Source organism: Nocardia sp. FDAARGOS_372 (genome assembly GCF_002554515.1).
Classification (GTDB): Bacteria; Actinomycetota; Actinomycetes; order Mycobacteriales; family Mycobacteriaceae; genus Nocardia; species Nocardia farcinica.
The window spans coordinates 4,487,072-4,507,796 of sequence record NZ_PDDW01000001.1; the positions used below are offsets into that span (position 1 = coordinate 4,487,072).

At 71.7% G+C, this 20,725-nt stretch carries 16 protein-coding genes; 8 read left to right on the plus strand and 8 right to left on the minus strand.

The window, feature by feature from the left end:
- Nucleotides 1-2: 2 nt before the first annotated feature.
- From CRM89_RS21160 to CRM89_RS21170, 3 genes are all read right to left on the minus strand, one after another.
- A complete protein-coding gene (locus CRM89_RS21160; protein WP_098085805.1) occupies nucleotides 3-1,334 on the minus strand; it encodes a lipase family protein in 1,332 nt (443 codons plus the stop codon).
- A 1-nt stretch (nucleotide 1,335) separates the two neighbouring features.
- The gene (locus tag CRM89_RS21165) at nucleotides 1,336-2,610 is read right to left on the minus strand and encodes a hypothetical protein (protein WP_041560489.1); all 1,275 of its coding nucleotides are present in this window, start codon (nucleotides 2,608-2,610) and stop codon (nucleotides 1,336-1,338) included.
- Between the two features lie 330 nt (nucleotides 2,611-2,940).
- Complete coding sequence (locus CRM89_RS21170) at nucleotides 2,941-4,263, minus strand: acetyl-CoA C-acetyltransferase (protein WP_060594017.1); 1,323 nt, start codon at nucleotides 4,261-4,263, stop codon at nucleotides 2,941-2,943.
- A 179-nt stretch (nucleotides 4,264-4,442) separates the two neighbouring features.
- Here CRM89_RS21170 and CRM89_RS21175 point away from each other — a divergent pair, with 179 nt between their 5' ends.
- Both CRM89_RS21175 and CRM89_RS21180 read left to right on the plus strand, forming a co-directional pair.
- Complete coding sequence (locus CRM89_RS21175; protein WP_011211995.1) at nucleotides 4,443-5,798, plus strand: 3-oxoacyl-ACP reductase; 1,356 nt, start codon at nucleotides 4,443-4,445, stop codon at nucleotides 5,796-5,798.
- Between the two features lie 8 nt (nucleotides 5,799-5,806).
- Complete coding sequence (locus CRM89_RS21180) at nucleotides 5,807-6,679, plus strand: MaoC/PaaZ C-terminal domain-containing protein (RefSeq protein WP_098085807.1); 873 nt, start codon at nucleotides 5,807-5,809, stop codon at nucleotides 6,677-6,679.
- 48 nt (nucleotides 6,680-6,727) lie between these two features.
- Here CRM89_RS21180 and CRM89_RS21185 read toward each other — a convergent pair whose 3' ends face one another.
- The 3 genes from CRM89_RS21185 to CRM89_RS21195 all read right to left on the minus strand — a co-directional run bounded on the left by CRM89_RS21185 (nucleotide 6,728) and on the right by CRM89_RS21195 (nucleotide 9,763).
- Nucleotides 6,728-7,864, minus strand: coding sequence for a DUF5685 family protein (locus CRM89_RS21185; protein WP_256385949.1), 1,137 nt, complete (start codon nucleotides 7,862-7,864; stop codon nucleotides 6,728-6,730).
- 36 nt (nucleotides 7,865-7,900) lie between these two features.
- Nucleotides 7,901-8,500, minus strand: coding sequence for a TetR/AcrR family transcriptional regulator (locus CRM89_RS21190; RefSeq protein WP_011211998.1), 600 nt, complete (start codon nucleotides 8,498-8,500; stop codon nucleotides 7,901-7,903).
- A gap of 96 nt (nucleotides 8,501-8,596) precedes the next feature.
- Nucleotides 8,597-9,763: a glycoside hydrolase family 3 N-terminal domain-containing protein gene (locus CRM89_RS21195; protein ID WP_011211999.1), complete on the minus strand. Its 1,167-nt coding sequence runs from the start codon at nucleotides 9,761-9,763 to the stop codon at nucleotides 8,597-8,599.
- 117 nt (nucleotides 9,764-9,880) lie between these two features.
- On the opposite strand from CRM89_RS21195, the gene CRM89_RS21200 reads away from it, so the two are divergent.
- The 5 genes from CRM89_RS21200 (at nucleotide 9,881) to CRM89_RS21215 (ending at nucleotide 16,615) form a co-directional block, all read left to right on the plus strand.
- Complete coding sequence (locus CRM89_RS21200) at nucleotides 9,881-10,360, plus strand: universal stress protein (protein WP_011212000.1); 480 nt, start codon at nucleotides 9,881-9,883, stop codon at nucleotides 10,358-10,360.
- Nucleotides 10,361-10,491: 131 nt separating this feature from the next.
- On the plus strand, nucleotides 10,492-10,689 hold the full coding sequence (locus CRM89_RS30515) for a hypothetical protein (protein WP_086840542.1): 198 nt from the start codon (nucleotides 10,492-10,494) through the stop codon (nucleotides 10,687-10,689).
- Between the two features lie 332 nt (nucleotides 10,690-11,021).
- Entirely contained in the window at nucleotides 11,022-12,116 is a 1,095-nt protein-coding gene (locus CRM89_RS21205) for an isochorismate synthase MenF (RefSeq protein ID WP_060594013.1), read from the plus strand.
- A 91-nt stretch (nucleotides 12,117-12,207) separates the two neighbouring features.
- The gene (locus CRM89_RS21210) at nucleotides 12,208-12,378 is read left to right on the plus strand and encodes a DUF2613 domain-containing protein (RefSeq protein WP_011212003.1); all 171 of its coding nucleotides are present in this window, start codon (nucleotides 12,208-12,210) and stop codon (nucleotides 12,376-12,378) included.
- Nucleotides 12,379-12,382: 4 nt separating this feature from the next.
- The gene (locus CRM89_RS21215; protein WP_195039588.1) at nucleotides 12,383-16,615 is read left to right on the plus strand and encodes an alpha-(1->3)-arabinofuranosyltransferase; all 4,233 of its coding nucleotides are present in this window, start codon (nucleotides 12,383-12,385) and stop codon (nucleotides 16,613-16,615) included.
- A 102-nt stretch (nucleotides 16,616-16,717) separates the two neighbouring features.
- On the opposite strand, the gene CRM89_RS21220 is transcribed toward CRM89_RS21215, so the two are convergent.
- The gene (locus tag CRM89_RS21220; RefSeq protein WP_098085816.1) at nucleotides 16,718-17,914 is read right to left on the minus strand and encodes an acyltransferase; all 1,197 of its coding nucleotides are present in this window, start codon (nucleotides 17,912-17,914) and stop codon (nucleotides 16,718-16,720) included.
- A 207-nt stretch (nucleotides 17,915-18,121) separates the two neighbouring features.
- Between CRM89_RS21220 and CRM89_RS21225 the strand changes: the two genes are divergently transcribed.
- Nucleotides 18,122-19,309 (plus strand): DUF3068 domain-containing protein, encoded by a 1,188-nt coding sequence (locus CRM89_RS21225; protein WP_041560493.1) that lies wholly within the window; start codon nucleotides 18,122-18,124, stop codon nucleotides 19,307-19,309.
- An 83-nt stretch (nucleotides 19,310-19,392) separates the two neighbouring features.
- Here CRM89_RS21225 and CRM89_RS21230 read toward each other — a convergent pair whose 3' ends face one another.
- Entirely contained in the window at nucleotides 19,393-20,679 is a 1,287-nt protein-coding gene (locus tag CRM89_RS21230; RefSeq protein ID WP_098087073.1) for a polysaccharide biosynthesis protein, read from the minus strand.
- Nucleotides 20,680-20,725 lie beyond the last annotated feature (46 nt).

Genomic DNA, 20,725 nt, shown 5'->3' on the forward strand with positions numbered 1-20,725 from the left:
CGTCACTCGAACCGGCTGTCGAGCCAGTCGATGGTCTGCATGCCGAACAGGTCCGTGCCCCACTGGTAGAGGTTGGTCAGCATGGTGACCATGCTGCAGTCGGTGGGCGCGTAGGTGACGTCGGCGCCCGCCGCCCGGTAGGTGTCGGCGAGCTCGCGGGCGTCGCGGGCGGGCACCAGCGACATGAACGAATCGTCGGCCGCGCACGAGGCGATGAGCACCGGCGCGCCCGGGGTGCCCGACCGGCCGAGCACGTTGTCCTCGAACACGTGCTGGAAGGCGGGCTCGTCGGCCGGGTGCACACCCGAGGTGAACAGGGTGTTCAGCGGGAGGAACGGCAGCGTGAAGTAGGCGGGGGTCTGGCACTGGGTGCGGTAGTAGTCGGCGACGGCCTTGCCCGCCGGGTTCAGTTTCGCGTCCAGCTCCATCTCCGGGTACCACGGCTCGAGGCCGAGCAGGGTGGCGAAGGCGAAGCCGGAGCCGACCGAGCCGTCGGCGACGCGCATGAAGTTGCGCGGGTTGACGACCATGCCCTCGAGCACGGTGGACTTCACGTCGAGGTCCGGGGCGTAGGTCGGCTGGAGTTCGGCGGCGAAGGCGGCGCCGACGCCGCCGCCCGCGATGCCGAACAGCGCCACCTGCGCGTCGGGATTCAGCCCGCCCTCGGTGAAGTTCAGCGCGGCGCGGGCGCCGTCGAGCTGGGCGCGCGCGGCGAACTTGCCCGCGAACACACCGTGCGGATCCCGGTCGGCGTCGTTGCCGACATCGGAGATCATCACCGCGTGGCCCTTGCCGAACATCAGCGCCAGCGGGCCGAGGGCCGACCAGGACGCGCCGTCCATGGGCGCCCCGCCGGTCCACTGGGTGCTCGGATGACAGGACGGACCGACGCTGTCGTTGGCCTCCTGGTAGGAGATCAGGTGCTTCTCACCGACCGGCTGCCCGTCCACCGGGATCATCAGGATGCCGGTGCTGATGATCGGCGTGACCCCGTCCAGCCCGGTGGTGACGTACATGAGCTTGTAAGCGTCGAGGTTCGCCGGCTTCACACCGGTGAACAGCACGTCGACCTTCTTCGACTTCAGCACCGTGCCCGGCTGCTCGGCGCCGGTGAGCGGCGGTTCTTCGTAGAAGGGGTCGTCGGCCCGCAGACCACGGAGAATCTCGTCGGGGGAGGCGACGGTGGCGCCTTGCAGCGCGCCGACGACGTAGCCGTTGAACACCTCGTTCAGGCCCGGCGTGCGCGGCGGCAGCGGTTCCGCCACGGCGGCGCCCGCAGCCGACATCGTCAGTGCCGCGCCCGCGAGCGCGGCCGTGATCGTCTTCCAACCCATGTCAGCGCACCGCCATTTCCGTTTCCGCGGGAGTGATTCGCAGGCCCCTGGCCGCCGATTCGAGCAGCTGCGGAATGGTCAGCAGCGGCCTATGCGTTTCCATCTGCACCTCGTAGGGTGTCCGCATCACGGCTTCCAGCGCGGGCCAGTTGTTCGCCACCTGATCCTTGTACTTGGGCAGCAGTTCGGTGGTGATGTAATCCCACCGGTCGTCCAGCACCGACCAATTCCACCCCGGCAGCGGCAGCGTGAGAATCATGGCGCGGCCGTCGGTTCCGGTGAAGGGGATCTGCACCGGGCGGAATTCGCGTGGCGGCAGCACACCGGCGACCGACGGGGAGCCCGCGGCGCCGCTCACATAGGTGATGGCTTCGCCGACGCTTCCCTTGTATTCGCGGACATGATCCCATTGCGCGCCGATCGCCCATTCCTGCTCGCGGCGCAGCAGCGTGGCGTTGCCCGCCGCGATGCGGTCGTGGTCACCCGAGGCGATGTCGCGCCACGCGGTCAGCACCGACGCGTCGATCAGCCCCGCGCGCTGGAATTCCTCGATGGCCGGCAGTCCTTCGCGCACATACGCGGTGTGCAGCGGCATGAGATCCGAGAAGATGTTCTTCTGCATCACCAGGATCATTCCGATGATGTAGCGGATGTCCTCGGGGGTGATCTGCGAACCCGCCTCGGCCAGCGCGGCCAGTCCGCGGGGCAGCATCGTCACCGCGGCCGGGCCCGCGGCCTGCTGCACGGCCGCGACCACCGAGCGCGCCGATTCGGACAGGCCGGGCAGCGAATACATGGTGCCCATCAGCTCGAAATCGAGCAGTCCGCCGCCGAAGTCGGCGCCGACCTGCCCGGCCATTCCGGCCCATTGCAGTTCGCGGTGCTCGAGTTGCAGGTCTTCGTAATAGCGGTAGGACTTGATGAGGTTCTCGCGGTTGGCCTGCACACCGGCCCGCGGATCCCAGGAACTCAGGTCGATGCCCGCGCGGTCGGTCGCCGCCACCAGCCAGTACTGGAACAGCAGCGCGGCATACCGGGTGGGCGCGACGCCCTGCGCGCGAGCCCGGTCCAGCAGCTCGCGCAGCTGCGCTGCGTCGTAGGGCAGGTCCGGGTGCACGCCACCGGGACCGGCCGCGGCGTCCCGGTTGACCAGGGGGAGATCGAGATAGCGATCCAGTTCGCTCGTCGCGCCCGCCGGGCCGGTGGCCGCGAGCGCGAAGCCGATGGCCGCCGCCAGCGCGACGGCGGCGGCGCGCAGGGTGACACCGATTCGCATCAGATTTTCAGCCTTCCTGTCCCACCTCACCGCGCTCCGGGTGCGAACAGCACGCGAACCCCTCCACGCGGCAGGGTTACGAGCACGTAAACACAGAGATCATTTCCAGGCAAGCCCTTGCGGCGGCGGACGACCGGTTCTGCCGTTTCGCGACCGCAGCGATTTGCCAGGTCATTGCTCCGATCCGCTACTTTCCCGCGGAAGAAAATCTGAGAAGGTTGCCGCGCACCGATGATAAAGCTCACAAGGCCGCATCGCGCTGCATCGCGACGAAAAGAAAGGCGGCACCAGGATGGTTCCCGGTGCCGCCTGTGCGCATTCGCCGAGCGATTACCGCTCGAGGATCGCGACCACGCCCTGGCCGCCGGCCGCGCAGATGGAGATCAGCGCGCGCCCGCCGCCGTTCTCCGCGAGCTGCTTGGCGGTGGCCGCGACGATGCGGCCGCCGGTCGCCGCGAACGGGTGGCCCGCGGCCAGCGAGGAACCGTTGACGTTGAGCTTGCTGCGGTCGATCGAGCCGAGCGCGCCGTCCAGGCCCAGCCGTTCCTTGCAGTACTGGTCGGACTCCCAGGCCTGCAGCGTCGCGAGCACGACCGAGGCGAACGCCTCGTGGATCTCGTAGTAGTCGAAGTCCTGCAGGGTCAGGCCGTTGCGGGCGAGCAGGCGCGGCACCGCGTAGGTGGGGGCCATCAGCAGGCCGTCCGGGCCGTGCACGTAGTCGACCGCGGCGACCTCGCTGTCGACCAGGCGGGCCAGCACCGGCAGGTTGCGTTCGGCGGCCCACTCCTCGCTGGAGAGCAGCACCGCGGAGGCGCCGTCGGTGAGCGGGGTGGAGTTGCCCGCGGTCATGGTCGCGTCACCGGCCTGCACGCCGAAGACCGGCTTCAGCTTGGCCAGCTTCTCGAGCGAGGAGTCCGGGCGCAGGTTGTCGTCGCGGGTCAGACCGAGGAAGGGGGTGATCAGGTCGTCGAAGAAGCCCCGGTCGTAGGCGGCGGCCATGTTCTTGTGCGAGAGGTAGGCCAGCTCGTCCTGCGCCTCGCGGCTGATGCCGAACTCCTTGGCGGTGATGGCGGCGTGCTCGCCCATCGACAGGCCGGTGCGCGGTTCGGCGTTGCGCGGGATCTCGATGCCGAGCATGCCCGGGCGCAGCTGACCGACCAGCTTGAGCCGGTCCTTGTTGGTCTTGGCGCGGTTGGCCTGCAGCATCCACTCGCGCATCGACTCGCTGACGCCGATCGGCGCGTCCGAGGTGGTGTCGGTGCCGCCGCCGATGCCCGCCTCGATCCGGCCGAGCGCGATGGCGTCGCCGACGGTGACGATCGACTGCAGGCCGGTGCCACACGCCAGCTGCAGGTCGTGGGCCGGGGTGTAGGGCGAGAGCTTGCTGCCGAGCACGCTCTCGCGGATCATGCCGTGCTCGCCGACGCGCTTGAGCACGGCGCCGCCGACGACCATGCCCAGCCGCTCGCCCTGCAGGTTGAACCGGCTCACCAGGCCGTCCAGCGCCGCGGTGAACATGTCCTGGTTGCTGGCCTTCGCGTACGCCCGATCGGAGCGAGCGAACGGAATGCGGTTGCCGCCAACGATGGCGACCGGGCGCGCGGTCTTGGCAGTGCTTGCCGTGCTCTTGGCGCTACGGGCTTTGCTGGTCACTCGAGTCTCCAAGGGTCTCGTCGCTGCGGTTTACATTAAACTTACTCTGGAGTAAGTTTGTTGTCGACACCGCACCCCGCGAATGTGGTTCGGAACGCACGCACCCGCTGTGCTGCCGTACCCGGCGCAGGCGGGGCGAACACAGACACCCGGAAAACGAGAGAGAAAAGGTAGGAACTGTGGCAGCCAAGAGCAAGGGTGCACCCAACCTCTACGGATCGTTCGTCCACTCCGCCCCGGGCCAGTTCCTGGCGAGCAAGCTGGGCCTGCCCCAGCCGGAGACGCTGCGCCGCTACACCCCCGGCGAGCCCGCCCTGCCCGGCCCGGTGCTGCTCGGCGGCAAGGGCCGCGTCGCCGAGCCGGTGCGCGCGCTGCTGTCGGACTACACCTTCGCCGACTCGCTGACCCAGGGCACCAAGTACGGCGCGCTGGTCTTCGACGCGACCGGCATCGGCTCGATCGAGGATCTCGCCCAGCTCTACGAGTTCTTCCAGCCCGCCATGCGCAGCATCGCGGCCTCGGGCCGGCTCGTCGTCATCGGCACCACGCCCGAGCTGGCCGCGAGCGTCGAGGAGCAGATCGCCCAGCGCGCGCTCGAGGGCTTCACCCGCTCGGTGGGCAAGGAGCTGCTGCGCGGTGCCACCGCCCAGCTGGTCTACCTGCACCCGGACGCCTCGCCCTCGGCCACCGGCCTGGAGTCGACGCTGCGCTTCCTGCTCTCGGCCAAGTCGGCGTTCGTCGACGGCCAGGTCATCCGGGTCGGCAAGGACGACTCCGCGGCCCCGGCCGACTGGGCGCGCCCGCTCGAGGGCAAGGTCGCCGTGGTCACCGGCGCGGCCCGCGGCATCGGCGCGACCATCGCCGAGGTGTTCGCCCGGGACGGCGCGAAGGTGATCGTGGCCGACATCCCGGCCGCGGGCGACGCGCTGTCGGAGACCGCCAACAAGGTCGGCGGCACCGCGCTCGCGCTGGACGTCACCGCGCCCGACGCGGCCGAGAAGCTGGCCGAGTTCGTCACCGAACGCTTCGGCGGCCTCGACATCATCGTGCACAACGCAGGCATCACCCGCGACAAGCTGCTCGCCAACATGGACGACGCGCGCTGGAACGCCGTCATCAACGTCAATCTCGCGGCCCCGCACCGCATCACCGAGGCCCTGGTGGCCAAGGGCGTGCTGAAGGAGGGCGGCCGGGTGATCGACGTGTCCTCCATCGCGGGCATCGCGGGCAACCGCGGCCAGACCAACTACGGCGCCTCCAAGGCCGGTGTCATCGGCATGGTGCAGGCCGAGGCGCCGAAGCTGGCCGAGAAGGGCATCACCATCAACGCCGTCGCGCCCGGCTTCATCGAGACCGCGATGACGGCCGCGATCCCGCTGGCCACCCGCGAGGCGGGCCGGTTGATGAGTTCGCTGCTGCAGGGCGGCCAGACCGTCGACGTCGCCGAGGCCATCGCCTACTTCGCCAGCCCCGCGTCCAACGCCGTGAACGGCAATGTTCTGCGCGTGTGCGGCCAGGCCATGCTCGGGGCGTGAGGCGGCGCATGACGGACAAGACGCAGGTGATCACGCTCACCGAGCCGCCGAAGAACAGCAAGCTCTTCGTGCAGGCGGCCCTGGGCGCGGTGCCGCTGCCGCTGTCGGCGCGCAAGCAGACGCTGCCCGACCGGGTGGTCGAGCTGCGCGGGCTGCGGGTGGATCCCGACCACCTGGCCGACTACTGCCGGGCCACCGGGCTGCGCTTCGGTGACGAGCTGCCGCTGACCTATCCGTTCATCCTCAGCTTCCCGCTGGCGATGCGGCTTGTGGTGGCGCGCGACTTCCCGTTCGTGGCGGTGGGCGCGGTGCACGCGCAGAACCTGATCGAGCGGAGCCGGGAGATCTCGGTGAGCGAGCCGCTGGATCTGCGCACCCACATCGAGAATCTGCGCGAGCATCCGCGCGGGCTCCTGGTGGACGCGATCACCGAGGTGAGCGTGGGCCGCGAGCAGGTGTGGCGGCAGGTCACCACCTTCCTGCACCAGCAGCGCACCTCACTGTCGGGCGGGCCGAAGCCCGAGCCGAAACCGGAGGAGGTGCCCCCGCCGCCGCTGCGCACCATCCGGGTGGATCAGAAGATGATCACCCGGTACGCCCAGGCCTCCGGCGATCACAACCCGATCCACACCTCGGCGTTGGGCGCCAAGGCATTCGGTTTCCCACGGGCGATCGCGCACGGCATGTGGTCGGCGGCCAACGTGCTGAGCAATGTCGAGGGCCGGATTCCGGAGAAGGTGGCCTACTCGGTGAAGTTCGGCAAGCCGATCCTGCTGCCCGCCACCGTGAATGTGTACGCCGATCAGGTCGACGGCGGCTGGGATCTGGCGCTGCGGCACCCGAAGAAGGGGTATCCGCACCTCACCGCGACGCTGCGCTGATATTTCGAGGCGAAACCGCCCCCGGGACAAGCTGTTCCCGGGGGCGGTTCAGCAGTCGCAGCACCCGCACCCGTCGCAGCAGCCGCCCTTGCCGTCGCAGCCGGAGCAGCAATTCGCGCAGTCACAGCAGGAACCGCAGTCGCAGCTCTTGCGCCAGGCCTGTTCCCGTCGGCCGGTGCAGGGATTGGTGTGGTCGGCGCAGCAGGCGTACCCGGTGCAGTACTGGGTGAGGGTGATGCCGATGGCCGCGCCGATGCCCGGCCGGATGGGGCGATGACGGGTGCCGGCACCCACGCGGTGCAGCACCGCGTGCAGTGGGTCGAGCAGCATCCAGCGCACCGTGGGGACCTCGGCGAGTTCGGCGGCCGCGAGGGCCCGGCGGATCTGCGCGTCGGACTCCTGGATCAGGGCCTGTGCCTGGGCCACGGACGTGTCGGAGGCGTCGAGTGGGTTGAACCGGCCGGTCGTGCGGTCGGCGTCGAGATCCTGCACGGCGTCGGCGAGGTGTGCGATGCGGCCGAAATGTGTTCCGGCCGTGCGTAAGTGCTCGGCGTTGTCGGCGCGGCCCGCGAGCACGGCGGTGTGGGCGAAGAACTCTGCGGCGCACAGCTGGGTGGCCGCGGTCAGCTCGGCGAGGTCGGTGGCGGACCGCTCGCGGTCGGTCTGCGCGGCGATCGCCGCGACCAGCGGGTCCACGTCGAAGCCGATCCGCCGTGCCTGGGTGCGCGCCCGCGCCGCCCACGACGCCGACAGCCGGACCATCGGCCGCCCGGTCAGCGGGGCGGCGTCGCCGTCGTCGACCCGGTCGCGCAGCGCGGCCGCACCGAGCAGCAGGGATGCGGTCGCGGCCAGCTGCACACCCGGAGCGTCGGCCGCGGCCACCTCGGCGCGCGCCATCCCCCGCAGCGGGCAGCGGCCCGCCTCGGTCCGGGCCGCGAGCGGCGGCGCCTGCGCCTCGGTGAGCACGCTCAGCAGAATCGCGTCGGTGTTGGTCGCGGCGCGGGCGACCTGTCCGTGCCCGTCCCGCAGCCCCAGACACAATCCGCACATGTGCGCACGCCACTGCGACGCGTCGATGCCGTATCGCGGCGCCGCGTGCGCGCACGGCCGCAGCATTCCGAACAATTCCGCCCCCCGTTCCCGCCGGGCGGCATACCGCCCTGTCCGCAGTCGATCGCGCCACATCGTGACAGAGCGGCGAGCACCGCGCAACGCCAGCGGCTACTCGCTCTTCTTGCGGCCCGCCAGACCGCTCCAGGCCAGGTCGTCGAGCAGATCGACGGCCTCGGAGACCTCGATGCGCCCGCCCGCGACGCGATCGGCGATGGCCTCCCCCGCACCGATGACGGCGGCGGCGACGATGTCGAAGTTCGTGCCGGGCTCGGCGTGCTTGGCGCTGGACTCCAGCAGCTTGGCGGTGAGTTCGATGACCCGTTCGCGGGCATTGTCGATCTCGGAGGCGAAGGCCTGCTGGCCGATCGCCTGCCGGTAGAGCACCTGCCAGGAGCGGCGGTTGCGGTCGACGAAGCCGAGGAACGCTTCCAACGCGGTGCGCAGCTGTTCGTGCGGGGACAGCAGCGGGTTGCCCGCGGGCGCGACGGCCTCGATCAACCGGATGCCCTCGCGCTGGATGCAGGCGCGGAACAGCTCGTCCTTGGAGCCGTAGTAGAGATAGAGCATCGGCTTGGAGATCTTCGCCTCGGCGGCGATGGCGTCCATGGAGGTATCGTGGAACCCCTTGCGCGCGAAGACTTCCACCGCGGCGTCGAGCATCTGCTGCTCACGAACCGCCCGGGGAAGTCGTTTCGTTCCGCCCGCCATCCACTCTCCTACCGCAAACCGAGACTCTGATATTACTCCAAGGTAAGTTCGGCCGAGACGGATCCGTGCGCCGTCCGGCCGTGCCGACCCGTGACCTCAACAGGGCAGAACGCCCTTGTAGGCCGCCATGCGCAGCACCGAGGCGTCCACCTGCGCCATCGGCAACCGGCCGCTCGCGACCGCCTGTTCCAGCCGGTCCAGCACCGAGGTGACCGCGTCGGTGGTGATCCACAGGGCGTTGTCGGCGCCGGCGACCAGCGCGGCCTCCACCGCCTCCTCGATGCTCATCCGGGACGTGATCGCGGCCATGCCGCCCAGGTCGTCGGTGAAGATCGGACCCTGGAACGGCGCGGCGCCGTAGCCGGTGCCCTGGCGCAACAGGGTCATCACCTGCGGGCTGATACTCGCAGGCACGTCCGGGGTGGTGAGGCCGGGCACGTCGAGGTGGCCGACCATCACCGCCGCGCCGGAGCCGATCAGCTCGCGGTAGGGCACCAGGTCGACGGCCTGGAGCTGCTCGAACGGCGGCGTGCGCACCGCGCCGGTGTGCGAATCGCCGGAACCGGAGCCGTGGCCGGGGAAGTGTTTCATCACCGTGCCGACGCCGACCTCGCGCATGGCGCGGATGTAGGCCTCGGCGTAGCGGGTGACCACCGCGGGATCGTCGGAGAAGGAGCGGTCGCCGATCACCGAGTCGTCGGGCTGGGCGCTGACGTCGACGTCGGGGGCGAAGTTCACCGTGATGCCGAGGTCCTTCAGCGCCCGGCCGCGGGTCAGGGTGGCCTGGTAGAACTCCTCCGGCGTCATGGTCTGCGCGGTGTCGCGGGCCGAGGGGGCGGCGCCGACGAGGTCACGGGCGCGCGAGACGCGGCCGCCCTCCTCGTCGATCGTCACCATCACCGGTACCCGCGCGGCGGCCTGCACCTGCGGGAGCTGCCCGTCCGCCAGCAGCGACGGATCGGTCCAGCTGCCGACGAAGATGCCGCCGATCTGCTCGCGGTTCACCACGTCGAGCGCGTCGGCGGTGCCGGTGATGCCCACGGTGAGCAGCTGCGCCAGCTTCTGCCGGGTGGTGAGCGAGCCGAGGAACTCCGCGCCGCAGTCGCGGGCGACCGGCGTGCCGGTGCCGGTGGACGGCTCGGTGGCCGAGGTCGACGCGGCGGGCTGGGCCGTCGACGTCGAGGTGGCGGTGGTGCCGCCGCCCGAGCAGGCGGTGGCGATCGCCGCGCACAGTGCGAGCAGGACCAGAGGCGTCTTCCGCATGGGATTCCACGGTAGTCGCGCCCGGCGCGTCGCCGCCAACGCCCGCGCGTCGACCGGCCGGTAGCCACGCCCGCGGGAGTAACCTGACAGCACGAGACTCCCGGCAGGAGGTCGGACGTGCCCTGCGATCTGATGCTCATCGCCTACGACGGCTCCGAGAACGCCAAACGCGCCATCGAATACGCCGGCCGCTTCCTCTCCGCGCAGCGCGCCGTGGTGCTCACCGCCTGGGAGCCGATGGTGCGGCAGGCCGCGCGGCTCTCCGGGCTCTCGGGGGTGATGCAACCGGACTGGGTGCCCGACGAAGAACTCGAGGACGTCGCCTACGTCGACGCCCGCACCATCAACACCGAGGGCGTGCGCCTGGCGAAACTGGCCGGGCTCAACGCCGAGGCGCGCACCGTCGAATGCACCACCACCATCTGGAACGCCATCGTGGAATGCGCCGACGAACTCGACGTCGACATCATCGTCGCGGGCACCCGAGGGGCCACCGGCATCCGCGCCCTGTTGCACAGCAGCGTCGCCGACGCGGTGCTCAAGCACTGCCATCGGCCCGTGCTGATGGTGCCGCCGGGGAAGGAACCCGCGCGCTGAACGCTCTCGAGTGTCGTGGCAGGAACTGCGATCGGTCAGGAATGGAGAAGCGTGGACCGCGCTCACGGTCCTAGCGTTCCGGTATGTGTATGAGGAGTTACGCGCTCGCCCTGACACACGGAAACCCGGCGATGCCAGGGTCCGTCGCCGACCGGGCGGGTGTGGCAGTGCCGTCCCCGGAGATCGCGGTGGTCGAGAAGCGCGAGATCGTCACCGAACCGGTGGCCGACGCGACGCCCGAGCCCATCGGAGCGTCGGTGGTCCTCGCGAGACACGAGCCCGTCGTGGTGTCGGCCGAACCCGCCGTGCCCGAATCCACCCGGGTGTAGACACCTTCACCCGTAGTCGGGGCCGTTCGGACCGGGACAACCTCCTGATCACGGCCGGGGCCGACGACGGCCCGCCGGGCAAGGCGCTCGGACCGGTCCGTGCCGTCGCCCCCGCGCGGCGCATCAGCGCGAACCACCGGTGCTGCAAGGGCCTCGGCGCCCGCTCGAACCACCGCACCCCGGGTGCTCCGGCGGCGGCGACGTGCGCGACGTCGAGCGCGGCCCCGCACAGGCACGCCAATCGCGAGTTGCCGTGCGGATGCCCGGGGCCGGTGGTGGTGTCGGACACGAGCCCGACAGTTCCGGCGTCGACCGGGCTATGGTCGGGAATCATGAACGGTTTCCTGCTGGCCCGGCCCGATGGTGTGCTGCGCGCGTCGGGCGTGCGCGCCGCGTTCGACGCGGTGAACGACGCGCGCGCCGCGCTGCGGACGGGTGCCGCCGCGATCGTGGTGGGGGCGTTGCCGTTCGATCCGGCGCGGCCCGCGGCCCTGGTCGCGCCCGCGGAGCAGGTGCACACCGCCGGTCCGTGGCGGCCCGCCGCGTTGCCGCCGCTGCAGCGGGTGCAGGTCGTCAGCGAATTCCCCAGTGCCGGTGAGCATCTGGCGCGGGTGGCGAAACTCGTGGAGCAGCTGGACGATCCCGACACCGAGTTGCGCAAGGTGGTGGCGGCGCGCTCGGTGCTCGCCGAGGCCGACGGCGTGCTGGAACCGGAGACGGTGGCCGCGCAGCTGGCCGCCCGGCATCCCGGCGCGAGCGTGTTCGCGGTCGACCTCACCGCTGCCGGACGCACCGGGGCGACCCTGATCGGGGCCTCGCCGGAGCTGCTGGTGGCCAGGCAGGGACGCACGGTGACGCTGCACCCGCTCGCGGGCACGGCGCCGCGCCGCGCCGACCCGGACGCGGACGCGGCGCAGGCCGCGGAGTTGCTGGACAGCGCGAAGAACCGCGAGGAGCACTCCTACGTCATCGAGTGGATCCGCGACGTGCTCACCCCGCTGTGCACGGAACTGCGCATCCCCGAGGGTCCGCGGCTGGTGGAGACCCACGACGTGTGGCATCTGGCCACGCCCATCGTCGGCACCCTGCGCGAGCCCGCCCCGACCGCGCTGGATCTGGCGGTGTTGCTGCACCCGACGCCCGCGGTGTGCGGGACGCCGACCGCGGCGGCGCTGGAGACGATCACCCGGGTCGAGGGCGACCGCGGGTTCTACGGCGGTGCGGTCGGCTGGTGCGACGCCGACGGCGACGGCACCTGGGTGGTGGCCATCCGGTGCGCCGAACTCGCCGCCGACGGGCGCTCGCTGCGCGCCTACGCCGGTGGCGGGATCGTCGCGGCCTCGCAGCCGCAGGCCGAACTGGACGAGACCACCGCCAAACTGCGCACTTTCCTCGGTGGGCTGGACTGCGCGGTGCCCACGCACTGAAAGACCGCATCCTCACCTTCCGCACCTGTGACGGGTGCCATGCGGTAGGTTGACCCGGAATGTGCCTGCCACGATGTATTGGAGTGCCGCGATGAAGTTTGCTGTCCCTGGTGTTGCGAGTGCGGTTGCCGGCGCCGTGCTGGGCGTGATCGCGGTCTTCGCCATCACGGCGGCGGTGCAGCAGAACTCGCGCCCCGAGATCGACCGCAGTGGCGACGCCGATTCCTCGCTGCTCAACAGCGTTGAATACGGCAGCCGCTGATCCGCTGACCTCCGCTTCATCCGCCGACTCGCTCGGCACCTCGGGCGCGGACCGGGCCAGGCCCGAGTCCGCGCCACTCGGGAGACGATGGTTCGCAGGCACCGTGGTCGCGGCGTTCCTGCTCACCTTCCTGCAGGCGCCCGGTCTCACGGTCGCCGACACCAAGTACGACCTGGCCCAGAATCCGCTGGGCTTTCTCGACCGCGCCGCGCACCTGTGGAGCAGCCAGGCCCCGATGGGTCAGGTGCAGAACCAGGCCTACGGGTACTTCTTCCCGCACGGCGCGTTCTTCTCCGCCGGTGATCTGCTCGGCCTGCCCGCCTGGGTGACCCAGCGCATCTGGTGGGCGCTGCTGCTGCTCGCCGGATTCTGGGGCATCGTGCGGCTGTGCGAGACGCTCGGCATCGGCACCCGGGGGTCGCGGATCGTGGCGGCGGTCGCGTTCACCCTGTCCCCGCGCGTGCTCACCACGCTGGGGTCGATCTCCTCGGAGACGTTGCCGATGGTGCTGGCGCCGTGGGTGCTGATCGCGCCCGCCGCGCTGGGCAACGCCTACCGCCGACGCCGCCGGGGCGGCGCCGAGTCGCCCGCGGGCAGTGCGCTGGCGTTGGCGTTGATGGGCGCGGTCAACGCGGTGGCCACCGTCGCGGCCTTCCTGCCCGCGCTGCTGTGGTGGGCCTCCTACCGCCCGAATCGGCGCTGGTGGCGGTTCACCGCCGCGTGGGTGCCGCTGCTGGTGCTGGCGACGCTGTGGTGGGTGGTGCCGCTGCTGTTGCTCGGGCGCGTCAGCCCGCCGTTCCTGGACTACATCGAGTCCTCCGGTGTCACCACGCAGTGGGCGTCGCTGGCGGAGGTGCTGCGCGGCACCGACAGCTGGACGCCGTTCGTCTCCCCCGAACGCATCGCGGGCGCGGTGCTGGTCACCCAGCCGGCGGCGGTGTTGGCGACCGGGCTGATCGCGGCCGCGGGCATGGCCGGGCTGGCGATGCGCTCGATGCCGCACCGGGGGCGGCTGAGCCTGATCCTGCTCGTGGGGCTGGTTGGCATCTGCGCGGGCTTCGTCGGCGAGCTGAGCGGGCCGTTCGCCGAATCGGTCCGGGTGTTCCTCGATTCCACCGGCGCGCCGCTGCGCAACGTCCACAAGCTCGAACCCCTCATCCGCATCCCGCTGGTGCTCGGCCTGGCCCACCTGCTGACCCGGGTGCCGTTGCCCGCCTCGGCCCCGATGCCGCGGGTCTTCGGCGCGTTCGCCCACCCCGAACGCGACAAGCTGGTCGCGGTGGCCGCGCTCGTGCTGACCGCGCTCGCGCTGTCGACCTCGCTGGCGTGGACCGGCAAGCTCGCCCCGCGCGGCGCCTACGACGAGGTGCCCGCCTACTGGCACGAGACCGCGGACTGGCTGGCCGCCCATGCCGCCGACACCCGCGCGCTCGTGGTGCCCGGTGCGCCGTTCGGCAGCCAGGTGTGGGGCCTCACGCGCGACGAACCGTTGCAGGCGCTCGCGCGCACCCCCTGGGCGGTGCGTGACGCGGTGCCGCTCAATCCCCCCGGCACCATCCGCGCGATGGACTCGGTGCAGCGGCTCATCGCCGACGGCCGCCCCTCGGCCGGGCTGGCCGCCACGCTCGCCGGACAGGGCATCGGCGTGCTGGTGTTGCGCAACGACCTCGACCCGGAGACCTCGCGCTCGACCCGGCCGCTGCTCGCGCACCAGGCGATCGAGGGCTCACCCGGACTGACCAAGGTCGCCGAATTCGGTGCGCCCGTGGAGAACCTGGCCGTCGCCGAGGATCTGGTCGTCGACGGAGACCTGCGCCCCACCTACCCCGCCGTGGAGATCTACCGGGTGCAGGCGCCGCGCTCCCCCGCCCTCGCCCCGGCCGAGGTGGTTGCGGGCACCGGCGCGCCGGAGACCTTCCTCGGCGCCTACACCGTGCCGCTGGACGCGGTCCCGGTCGTGCAGGGCGGACCCGAGGTGCTGGAACGGCTGCGCCGCGACGGCAGTCCGGCCGGGCCCGCGCTGCTGGCCGCCGACGCCGCCCGCGCCGGGATTCCGGTCGGGCCGGTCACCGTGACCGACACCCCGATGGACCGGGAAGCCGATTTCGGCCGCGTGGACAACCACAACTCCGCGCTGCGCGCGCCCGACGACGCCCGCCGCACCCACAACCTGGTCCCCGACTACCCGGTGCCCGGCGCCGAACCGGTCCGGGGCGAATGGAGCGGCGCCACCGTCACCGCCTCCAGCTCGGCCGCCGACGCCACCCAGCTCGGCGGCGCCGCGCCGGGCAGTTCGACCGCGGCCGCCGTGGACGGCGACCCGGCGACGGCGTGGATCAGCAACGGCACCGAGATCGCGATCGGCCAGTGGCTGCGGCTGGATCTCGACAAGCCGGTGACCAACGGCCTGCTGCGGTTGACCACCAGCGCGGCCGCGATCGGCGACCCTGTCAAGTGGGTGGAGGTGCGCACCGCCAACGGCAGCGTGTCCGCGCGGATCACCGAACCCGGTGCGCCGGTCTCGCTGTCGCTGCCCGCCGGACGCACCGAATGGCTCACCATCACCGCCATCCGCACCGAAGGCGGCACCGGCGGAGGGCAGTTCGGCATCAGCGAACTCTCCCTCGACGACTACAGCGTGCGCGACGCGCCCGTGCCGGTACAGATCCGTCACCACACCGTGCTGCCGCCCACCCCGGCCGACGGCACGGTGCTCGGCTGGGACCTCGGCCAGGAATTCCCCGGCCGCAACGGCTGTTTCGACGCCCCGGACCGGGTGCGCTGCAGCAAGGGCCTGGCGCTCTCGCCGGAGGAGCCGGGCGCCTTCGACCGGATGCTCGCGGTGCCGGAACCGATGACGGTGACGCCCGAGCTGACGGTGCGCACCCGGCAGGGCCCCGCGCTGGAGGCCCTGCTCACCGAGCCGGGGCGGCCGGTCGCACGCGGTCAGGCCGACGTCGGCGACCTGCGCGGCTCGGCGTTCGCGGCCACCGACGGCGACCCGCGCACCACCTGGACCGCGCCGGAGGACACCGTCCGCGAGGCCACCGGCCCGAAACCCACGCTCACCATCGAGCTGCCCGAACCCGCGCTGGTCACCGGCCTGGACATCACCACCTCGCTCGGCGGGCTGCCCGCCCAGCCGACCGCGGTGTCGGTGAACCTCGGCAACGGCCCGCAGGTCCGCACCCTCGACGAGGACCGCGAGCCGGGCGTACCCGCGCGCGTCGACCTGCACCCCGCCGTGACCGACCGCATCGAACTGAGCATCCAGAGCTGGCGGCCGGTGCTGGACCGCACCGCCCTCGGCTTCGCGCAGACCCAGCCGCCCGGAGTCGCCGAGATCGAGGTGCTCGGGCCGGATCACCCACCCGCCGAAGGACCCGACCGGGTCGTGACGGTGCCGTGCGAGAGCGGCCCCACGGTGGCGCTCGGTGGCCGGGTGCTGCGGACCACCGTGACCGCGACCGTGGCCGAATTGCGGTCGGGCGCACCGGTGGCGGCGCGGCCGTGCGCGGAAGCGGATGTGTTCGGCGAGGTTTCGACCAGCCTGCCGGTGCCCGCCGGTACCGCCGAGGTGACCGTGGCGCCGGGCGAGTTGTTCAGCGTCGACCGGCTGCGGTTGACGCGCACCGGACCACTGCCCGCGCGTGAGAACCCCGGCGGCACACGGCTTCTGGTGCTGCCGCTGAGCACCAACGTCGGCTGGGAGGCGCACACCGCCGACGGGCGTGCGCTGGAACCGGTGGTCGTCGACGGATGGCAGCAGGGGTGGTTGATGCCCGCCGATGCCACCGGGCCGGTGACGGTCTCGTTCCCGGTCGACCGGTGGTACCGGTGGGGCATATTCGGCGGTCTGCTGTTGCTGATTCCGTTGGCGGCGTCGGCGATTCCCCGCCGTCGTGCCGCGGCCGAACACGACCCCGCACCGCGGCCGTGGTCGGGTCGGGCGGTCGCGGTCGTCGCGCTGACCGCGGCCGCGGGCGTCATCGCGGGCGTGACCGGTGCGGCGCTGACCGTCGCCGGACTGCTCGCCGCCCGCTTCGCCGGTGCGCGCCGCATCCCCGCCCCGGCCGCGATCGCGGGCATCGGGACCGCGGTGTCGGCGGCAGCGCTCTCGACCGGGCCGTGGCGGTCGCCGGACGGGTACATGGGTGGCTCGTTGTGGGTGCAGCTGCCGGCGTTGATCGCGGTGATCGCCGTGGGACTCGCGGCGTTGCCCCCGCGACGGCGGTGAGCGGCGCGACAGCGGGGGTACCGGACGAGAATTCGTCGTGGTGCCGACCGGGGCAGGAAGCGCCAACGGCCGCCGGCCGCCTCCGCGCGGGCCGCGGGTCGGTCAGGGGGCGCCGACCGCGGCGGGGTCGGGCGAGGCAGCCGTTTGCGCGGCGGGTTCGCGGTGCTCGCCGCGGTCGCGCGCCCGCCGGTCCATGCGGCGGGCCAGTTGCCGGGCGGGTTCCTCGACCAGCGCGTAGCTCGCGGCGGCGACGGGCAGGGTCAGGGCGACGGTGAGGACGAGCACCCAGACGAAATCGCCCGCGAACGGCAGGATGCCGAAGACCGGGAACACGATCGACAGCACCGCCAGATGCCACAGGAAGATGCCGTAGGACCAGCGGCCGATGGTCGCGGCCGGCGGTGATTCGAGCCAGCGATGCGGACGGTCGCCGAGCACCAGCGGGGCGATCAGGCACCCGCCGATCATCGCCCCCAGCCCCATCTTCACCGCGTACTGCCATGGTTCGGCGCGGGTCAGCCCGGCGGGCCCGGCCAGATCGGTGGCCGCGAGCAGGAAGGCGACCAGCGCCAGAGGCCACATCAGCGCCCGGCTGCCGCCCCAGCGCCGCACCCGCGAACCGGCCGGGGATTGATCGGCCAGTTCCGCCAGCAGCATGCCGCCGGCGAACCACGGCAGATAACCGGGCAGCCAGTTGTCGGCGTGGATGGCGTCGGGGGTGGGAATCGGCAGGAAGTTCCAGCCCAGGCTGAGCACGCCCAGCGCCAGCACGGCGGGTACCCGCCACCGGGCGGCCGGTCCGCGCAACCGGACCAGTGCCAGCGCCAGCAGCGGCAGCACCAGATAGAAGGCCACCTCCACCGACAGGCTCCACATCTGGGTCAGCCCGTCGGTCAGTGTCAAGGGGACGAACACCTGGAGCAGCGCGAGATTCGACAGCCACACCCGCGCGCCCGCGGTGTCGGCGGCGTTGGGCAACAGCAGCAGCACCGCGCACACCACCACCCAGTAGGCGGGCAGGATGCGCGCCGCGCGGTGACGCAGGTAGTAGCCGGTCGACGGGGCCCGCCCCAGCCCGCGGGCCGCGGCCGCGTGCGGGCGCCACAGCAGGAAACCGGAGAGCGCGAAGAACACCGCCACCGCCATGTCGAACCGGCCCCAGATGCGGCCGAGCACCGGCGTTCCCCCGGCACCGGTCTGGAACGCCACGTGGGTGAGCACCACACCGAGCGCCGCCAGCCCGCGCATGCCTTCGAGGGCGGGGAGGAAACGGCGCGTGGCCGCAGGGGTGATCGTCATCGGGCTCCAGTGTGGCCGTCCGAGCATGCGGGTTGAGAACCGGGGGTTTCAGTTTTCGCGCTAGACTCGGGCGATTTCCGGCCGGATTCGGCCTCGGCACCGCATCGTACGCGATCGGACTGTTAGTGTCGGGGCTCACGAGTGTCGCTGCCGTTGGCACGCGACACTGGCCGGAATGACCTGTGTTCTACGACGAGGAGTGTTTGCATGGCACTGAGTGCCGGTACCAGAAGGACGGTGGCCTGCCTGCTCGTAGGTCTCGGCGCATTGTTGATCGTCATGGCGCTGCTGATCCCGACCTACACCGTCGACAAGCTGGCCAAGACTCCTCTCGACCTGGAGATCACCACCATCGCCAACAGCCAGCAGGGCCAGGACAGCCTTGTGCTGGACTCGAAGTCGCTCACCGCGCCCGAGGGCTCGGCGAAGGTGGATTCGAACGTGCCGCTGATCTCCCAGCGGTTCCTCACCGTCGAGGAGCCGTCGAACGCGACCGAGATGACGGTCCAGGCGGGTCAGACGCTGCGCCGCACCGACCGGCAGGGCGACACCGGCCTGCTGACCGCGAGCATCGACCGCGTCACCATCGACCGCAAGACGGGCATGCCGGTCGACACCGAGCCCAACGGCTCGATCGCCGTCACCACCAACGCCGCGGGCGAGAGCATCGCCGATCCGGTGCAGCACACCGGCCTGCAGTACCGCTTCCCGATCGGCACCGAGAAGAAGAGCTACCCCTACTTCGATCTCAACGCGCGCGCGACCTTCGACGCCAACTTCATCGAAGAGACCGAGATCAACAACCTGAAGGTCTACCACTTCCAGCAGACCGTCCCGGTCACGAGCATGTGGGACGTGGTGCAGGCGCCGACCAACCGGCTGACCCTGCCCGCCGCCAAGTGGGGCCTCGAGGGCGGTGACACCCCGGTCACCATGACCCGCTACTACACCAACGTCCGTGACCTGTGGATCGAGCCGCAGACCGGCACCGTCGTCAAGGGCAGCGAGCAGCTGCACCTGTTCTACGGCCGCAGCCCGCAGCAGGAGGACGTCACCGCGCTGAAGTCGACCCTGGTCTTCGACGAGAACACCATCGAGTCGCAGATCGCCATCGCCAAGGACAACATCGACACGCTGTCGCTGTTCGGCCGGGTCGTGCCGATCATCCTGGGCATCGTCGGTGTGATCGCGCTGATCGCCGGTGCGCTCCTGGGCATCCGCGGTGCGAAGAACCCGGCCCCGGCCGGTGGTGGCTTCGGTCCGCGCGGTGGTGCCGGTCCGTCCCGCGGTCCGGCTCCGACCGGCGGCGCCGCGGCGGCCCCCGGCTCGGGTGCGGTGCGGCGCGGCGAAGACGATGCGCCGACCGAGCAGATCAACATCAAGAAGAACCTCTGATCCACGGAGTTCGCCGAATCGGCTCCTCACCCGTCCGGGTGGGGAGCCGATTTCGTTGCGTCGAACCTGTGGTGGATCGCGGGTCAGCCGATCGGCAGGCGGCTGTCGGCGACCGCGCGGTCGCCGGTGCGGAGGACGACCAGAGCGGCGAACACCGTCGTGACGGCCGCGACGGAGACGGCGGTGCCGATGAGGGCGGGCACCGAGCGGGCGAACAGCGCCATGAGCGCGACTTCCACCGCGAGCCCCAGCCAGGTCAACGCTGCGGGGGCGGTGCGGTCGACGGCGATGGCGGACAGCACCGCGCCCTGCAACACCGCCAGGATCGCGCCGTGCAGCGCGAACACCCACAGCAGCCCCTCGATCGGTGCGTAGTCGGCACCCGCGAACACCGACGCGAGCGGCGCCGCCAGCGCCGCGCCGAGCACCGCGCACACGCCGATCGCCGACAGCACCGCCAGCGCGTCGCGAATCGCCCGCGCGGAATGCGCGGGCTGCGCCATCCGCGGATACAGCACCACGCCGACGGCGGCGGGCAGCCAGAACGCGATCTTGGTCGCCATCGTGCCGAGCGCGTACCGCCCGGCCTCGTCGGACTCGAGCACCATCCGCACCACGATCAGATCCGCCGACGACATCGCCATCAACGCCGCCTGCACCTGCGCGGCCCGCAACACCGGCAGGACGCCGACGGACCGACCCGCCGGGCGGGGAATGCCCGCCGGGTCCGCGATCGGCCCGGACTGCTCGGCGTGGTCGGCCGGTTCGGCACGGTCGGGTTCCAGCGGCGGAACCGGGTCGCCCGCGAGCACCCGCGCGAGGGCGGCGGCGACCGTCAAGCCGGCCGCCGCGGCCCACAGGGCGGGCGCGGTGCCCGCGCCGAGGGCGAGCACGACGACGGCGGGCAGCACCCGCGCGATGCCCGCCGCGCCGAGCACCACCGCCAGCGCACGGAACCGCCGGTCGCCCTGCAGGATTCCCTGTTCCCCGGTGAGCAGCACCTGCACCGGCGCCGCGAGCAGGGCGCCCGCGCAGGCGAGGGCACCGACCTCCAGCGCCGCCGTCACCACCGGTATCAGGGCCGCGGCCACCACCGCGACAATTGCCGCGCACCGCCATTGCAGTGCCCGCAGCGCGGCGACCTCGGCACCGCGCACGAACTCGCGGGCCACCACGTTCTGCAACGCGAGCGCGGGCACCGCGCACAGCAGTTGCACGGCCAGCAGGCTGGCGAACTCGCTGTACCCGCTGGCGCCCAGCCAGCGCCCGGCGAGCAGTTGCAGCAGATACCCGGCGACGTTGGCGGTCATCGCCCCCGCCGTCACCAGCGTCAGGTCCGCGACCAGCGGAGGACGACGCGTGACAGGCATTCGGTAATGGTCGCACCCGGTGTCCTCGCCCGACGACGTGGCCTCG

What these genes read in the sequence shown, in the direction of transcription:
- CRM89_RS21160 (WP_098085805.1), bottom strand. Translation starts at nt 1,334, where the DNA reads ATGGGTTGGAAGACGATCACGGCCGCGCTCGCGGGCGCGGCACTGACG.
- CRM89_RS21165 (WP_041560489.1), bottom strand. Translation starts at nt 2,610, where the DNA reads ATGCGAATCGGTGTCACCCTGCGCGCCGCCGCCGTCGCGCTGGCGGCG.
- CRM89_RS21220 (WP_098085816.1), bottom strand. Translation starts at nt 17,914, where the DNA reads ATGACGATCACCCCTGCGGCCACGCGCCGTTTCCTCCCCGCCCTCGAA.
- CRM89_RS21205 (WP_060594013.1), top strand. Translation starts at nt 11,022, where the DNA reads ATGAACGGTTTCCTGCTGGCCCGGCCCGATGGTGTGCTGCGCGCGTCG.
- CRM89_RS21210 (WP_011212003.1), top strand. Translation starts at nt 12,208, where the DNA reads ATGAAGTTTGCTGTCCCTGGTGTTGCGAGTGCGGTTGCCGGCGCCGTG.
- CRM89_RS21230 (WP_098087073.1), bottom strand. Translation starts at nt 20,679, where the DNA reads ATGCCTGTCACGCGTCGTCCTCCGCTGGTCGCGGACCTGACGCTGGTG.
- CRM89_RS21180 (WP_098085807.1), top strand. Translation starts at nt 5,807, where the DNA reads ATGACGGACAAGACGCAGGTGATCACGCTCACCGAGCCGCCGAAGAAC.
- CRM89_RS21190 (WP_011211998.1), bottom strand. Translation starts at nt 8,500, where the DNA reads ATGGCGGGCGGAACGAAACGACTTCCCCGGGCGGTTCGTGAGCAGCAG.
- CRM89_RS21185 (WP_256385949.1), bottom strand. Translation starts at nt 7,864, where the DNA reads ATGTGGCGCGATCGACTGCGGACAGGGCGGTATGCCGCCCGGCGGGAA.
- CRM89_RS21225 (WP_041560493.1), top strand. Translation starts at nt 18,122, where the DNA reads ATGGCACTGAGTGCCGGTACCAGAAGGACGGTGGCCTGCCTGCTCGTA.
- CRM89_RS21195 (WP_011211999.1), bottom strand. Translation starts at nt 9,763, where the DNA reads ATGCGGAAGACGCCTCTGGTCCTGCTCGCACTGTGCGCGGCGATCGCC.
- CRM89_RS30515 (WP_086840542.1), top strand. Translation starts at nt 10,492, where the DNA reads ATGCCAGGGTCCGTCGCCGACCGGGCGGGTGTGGCAGTGCCGTCCCCG.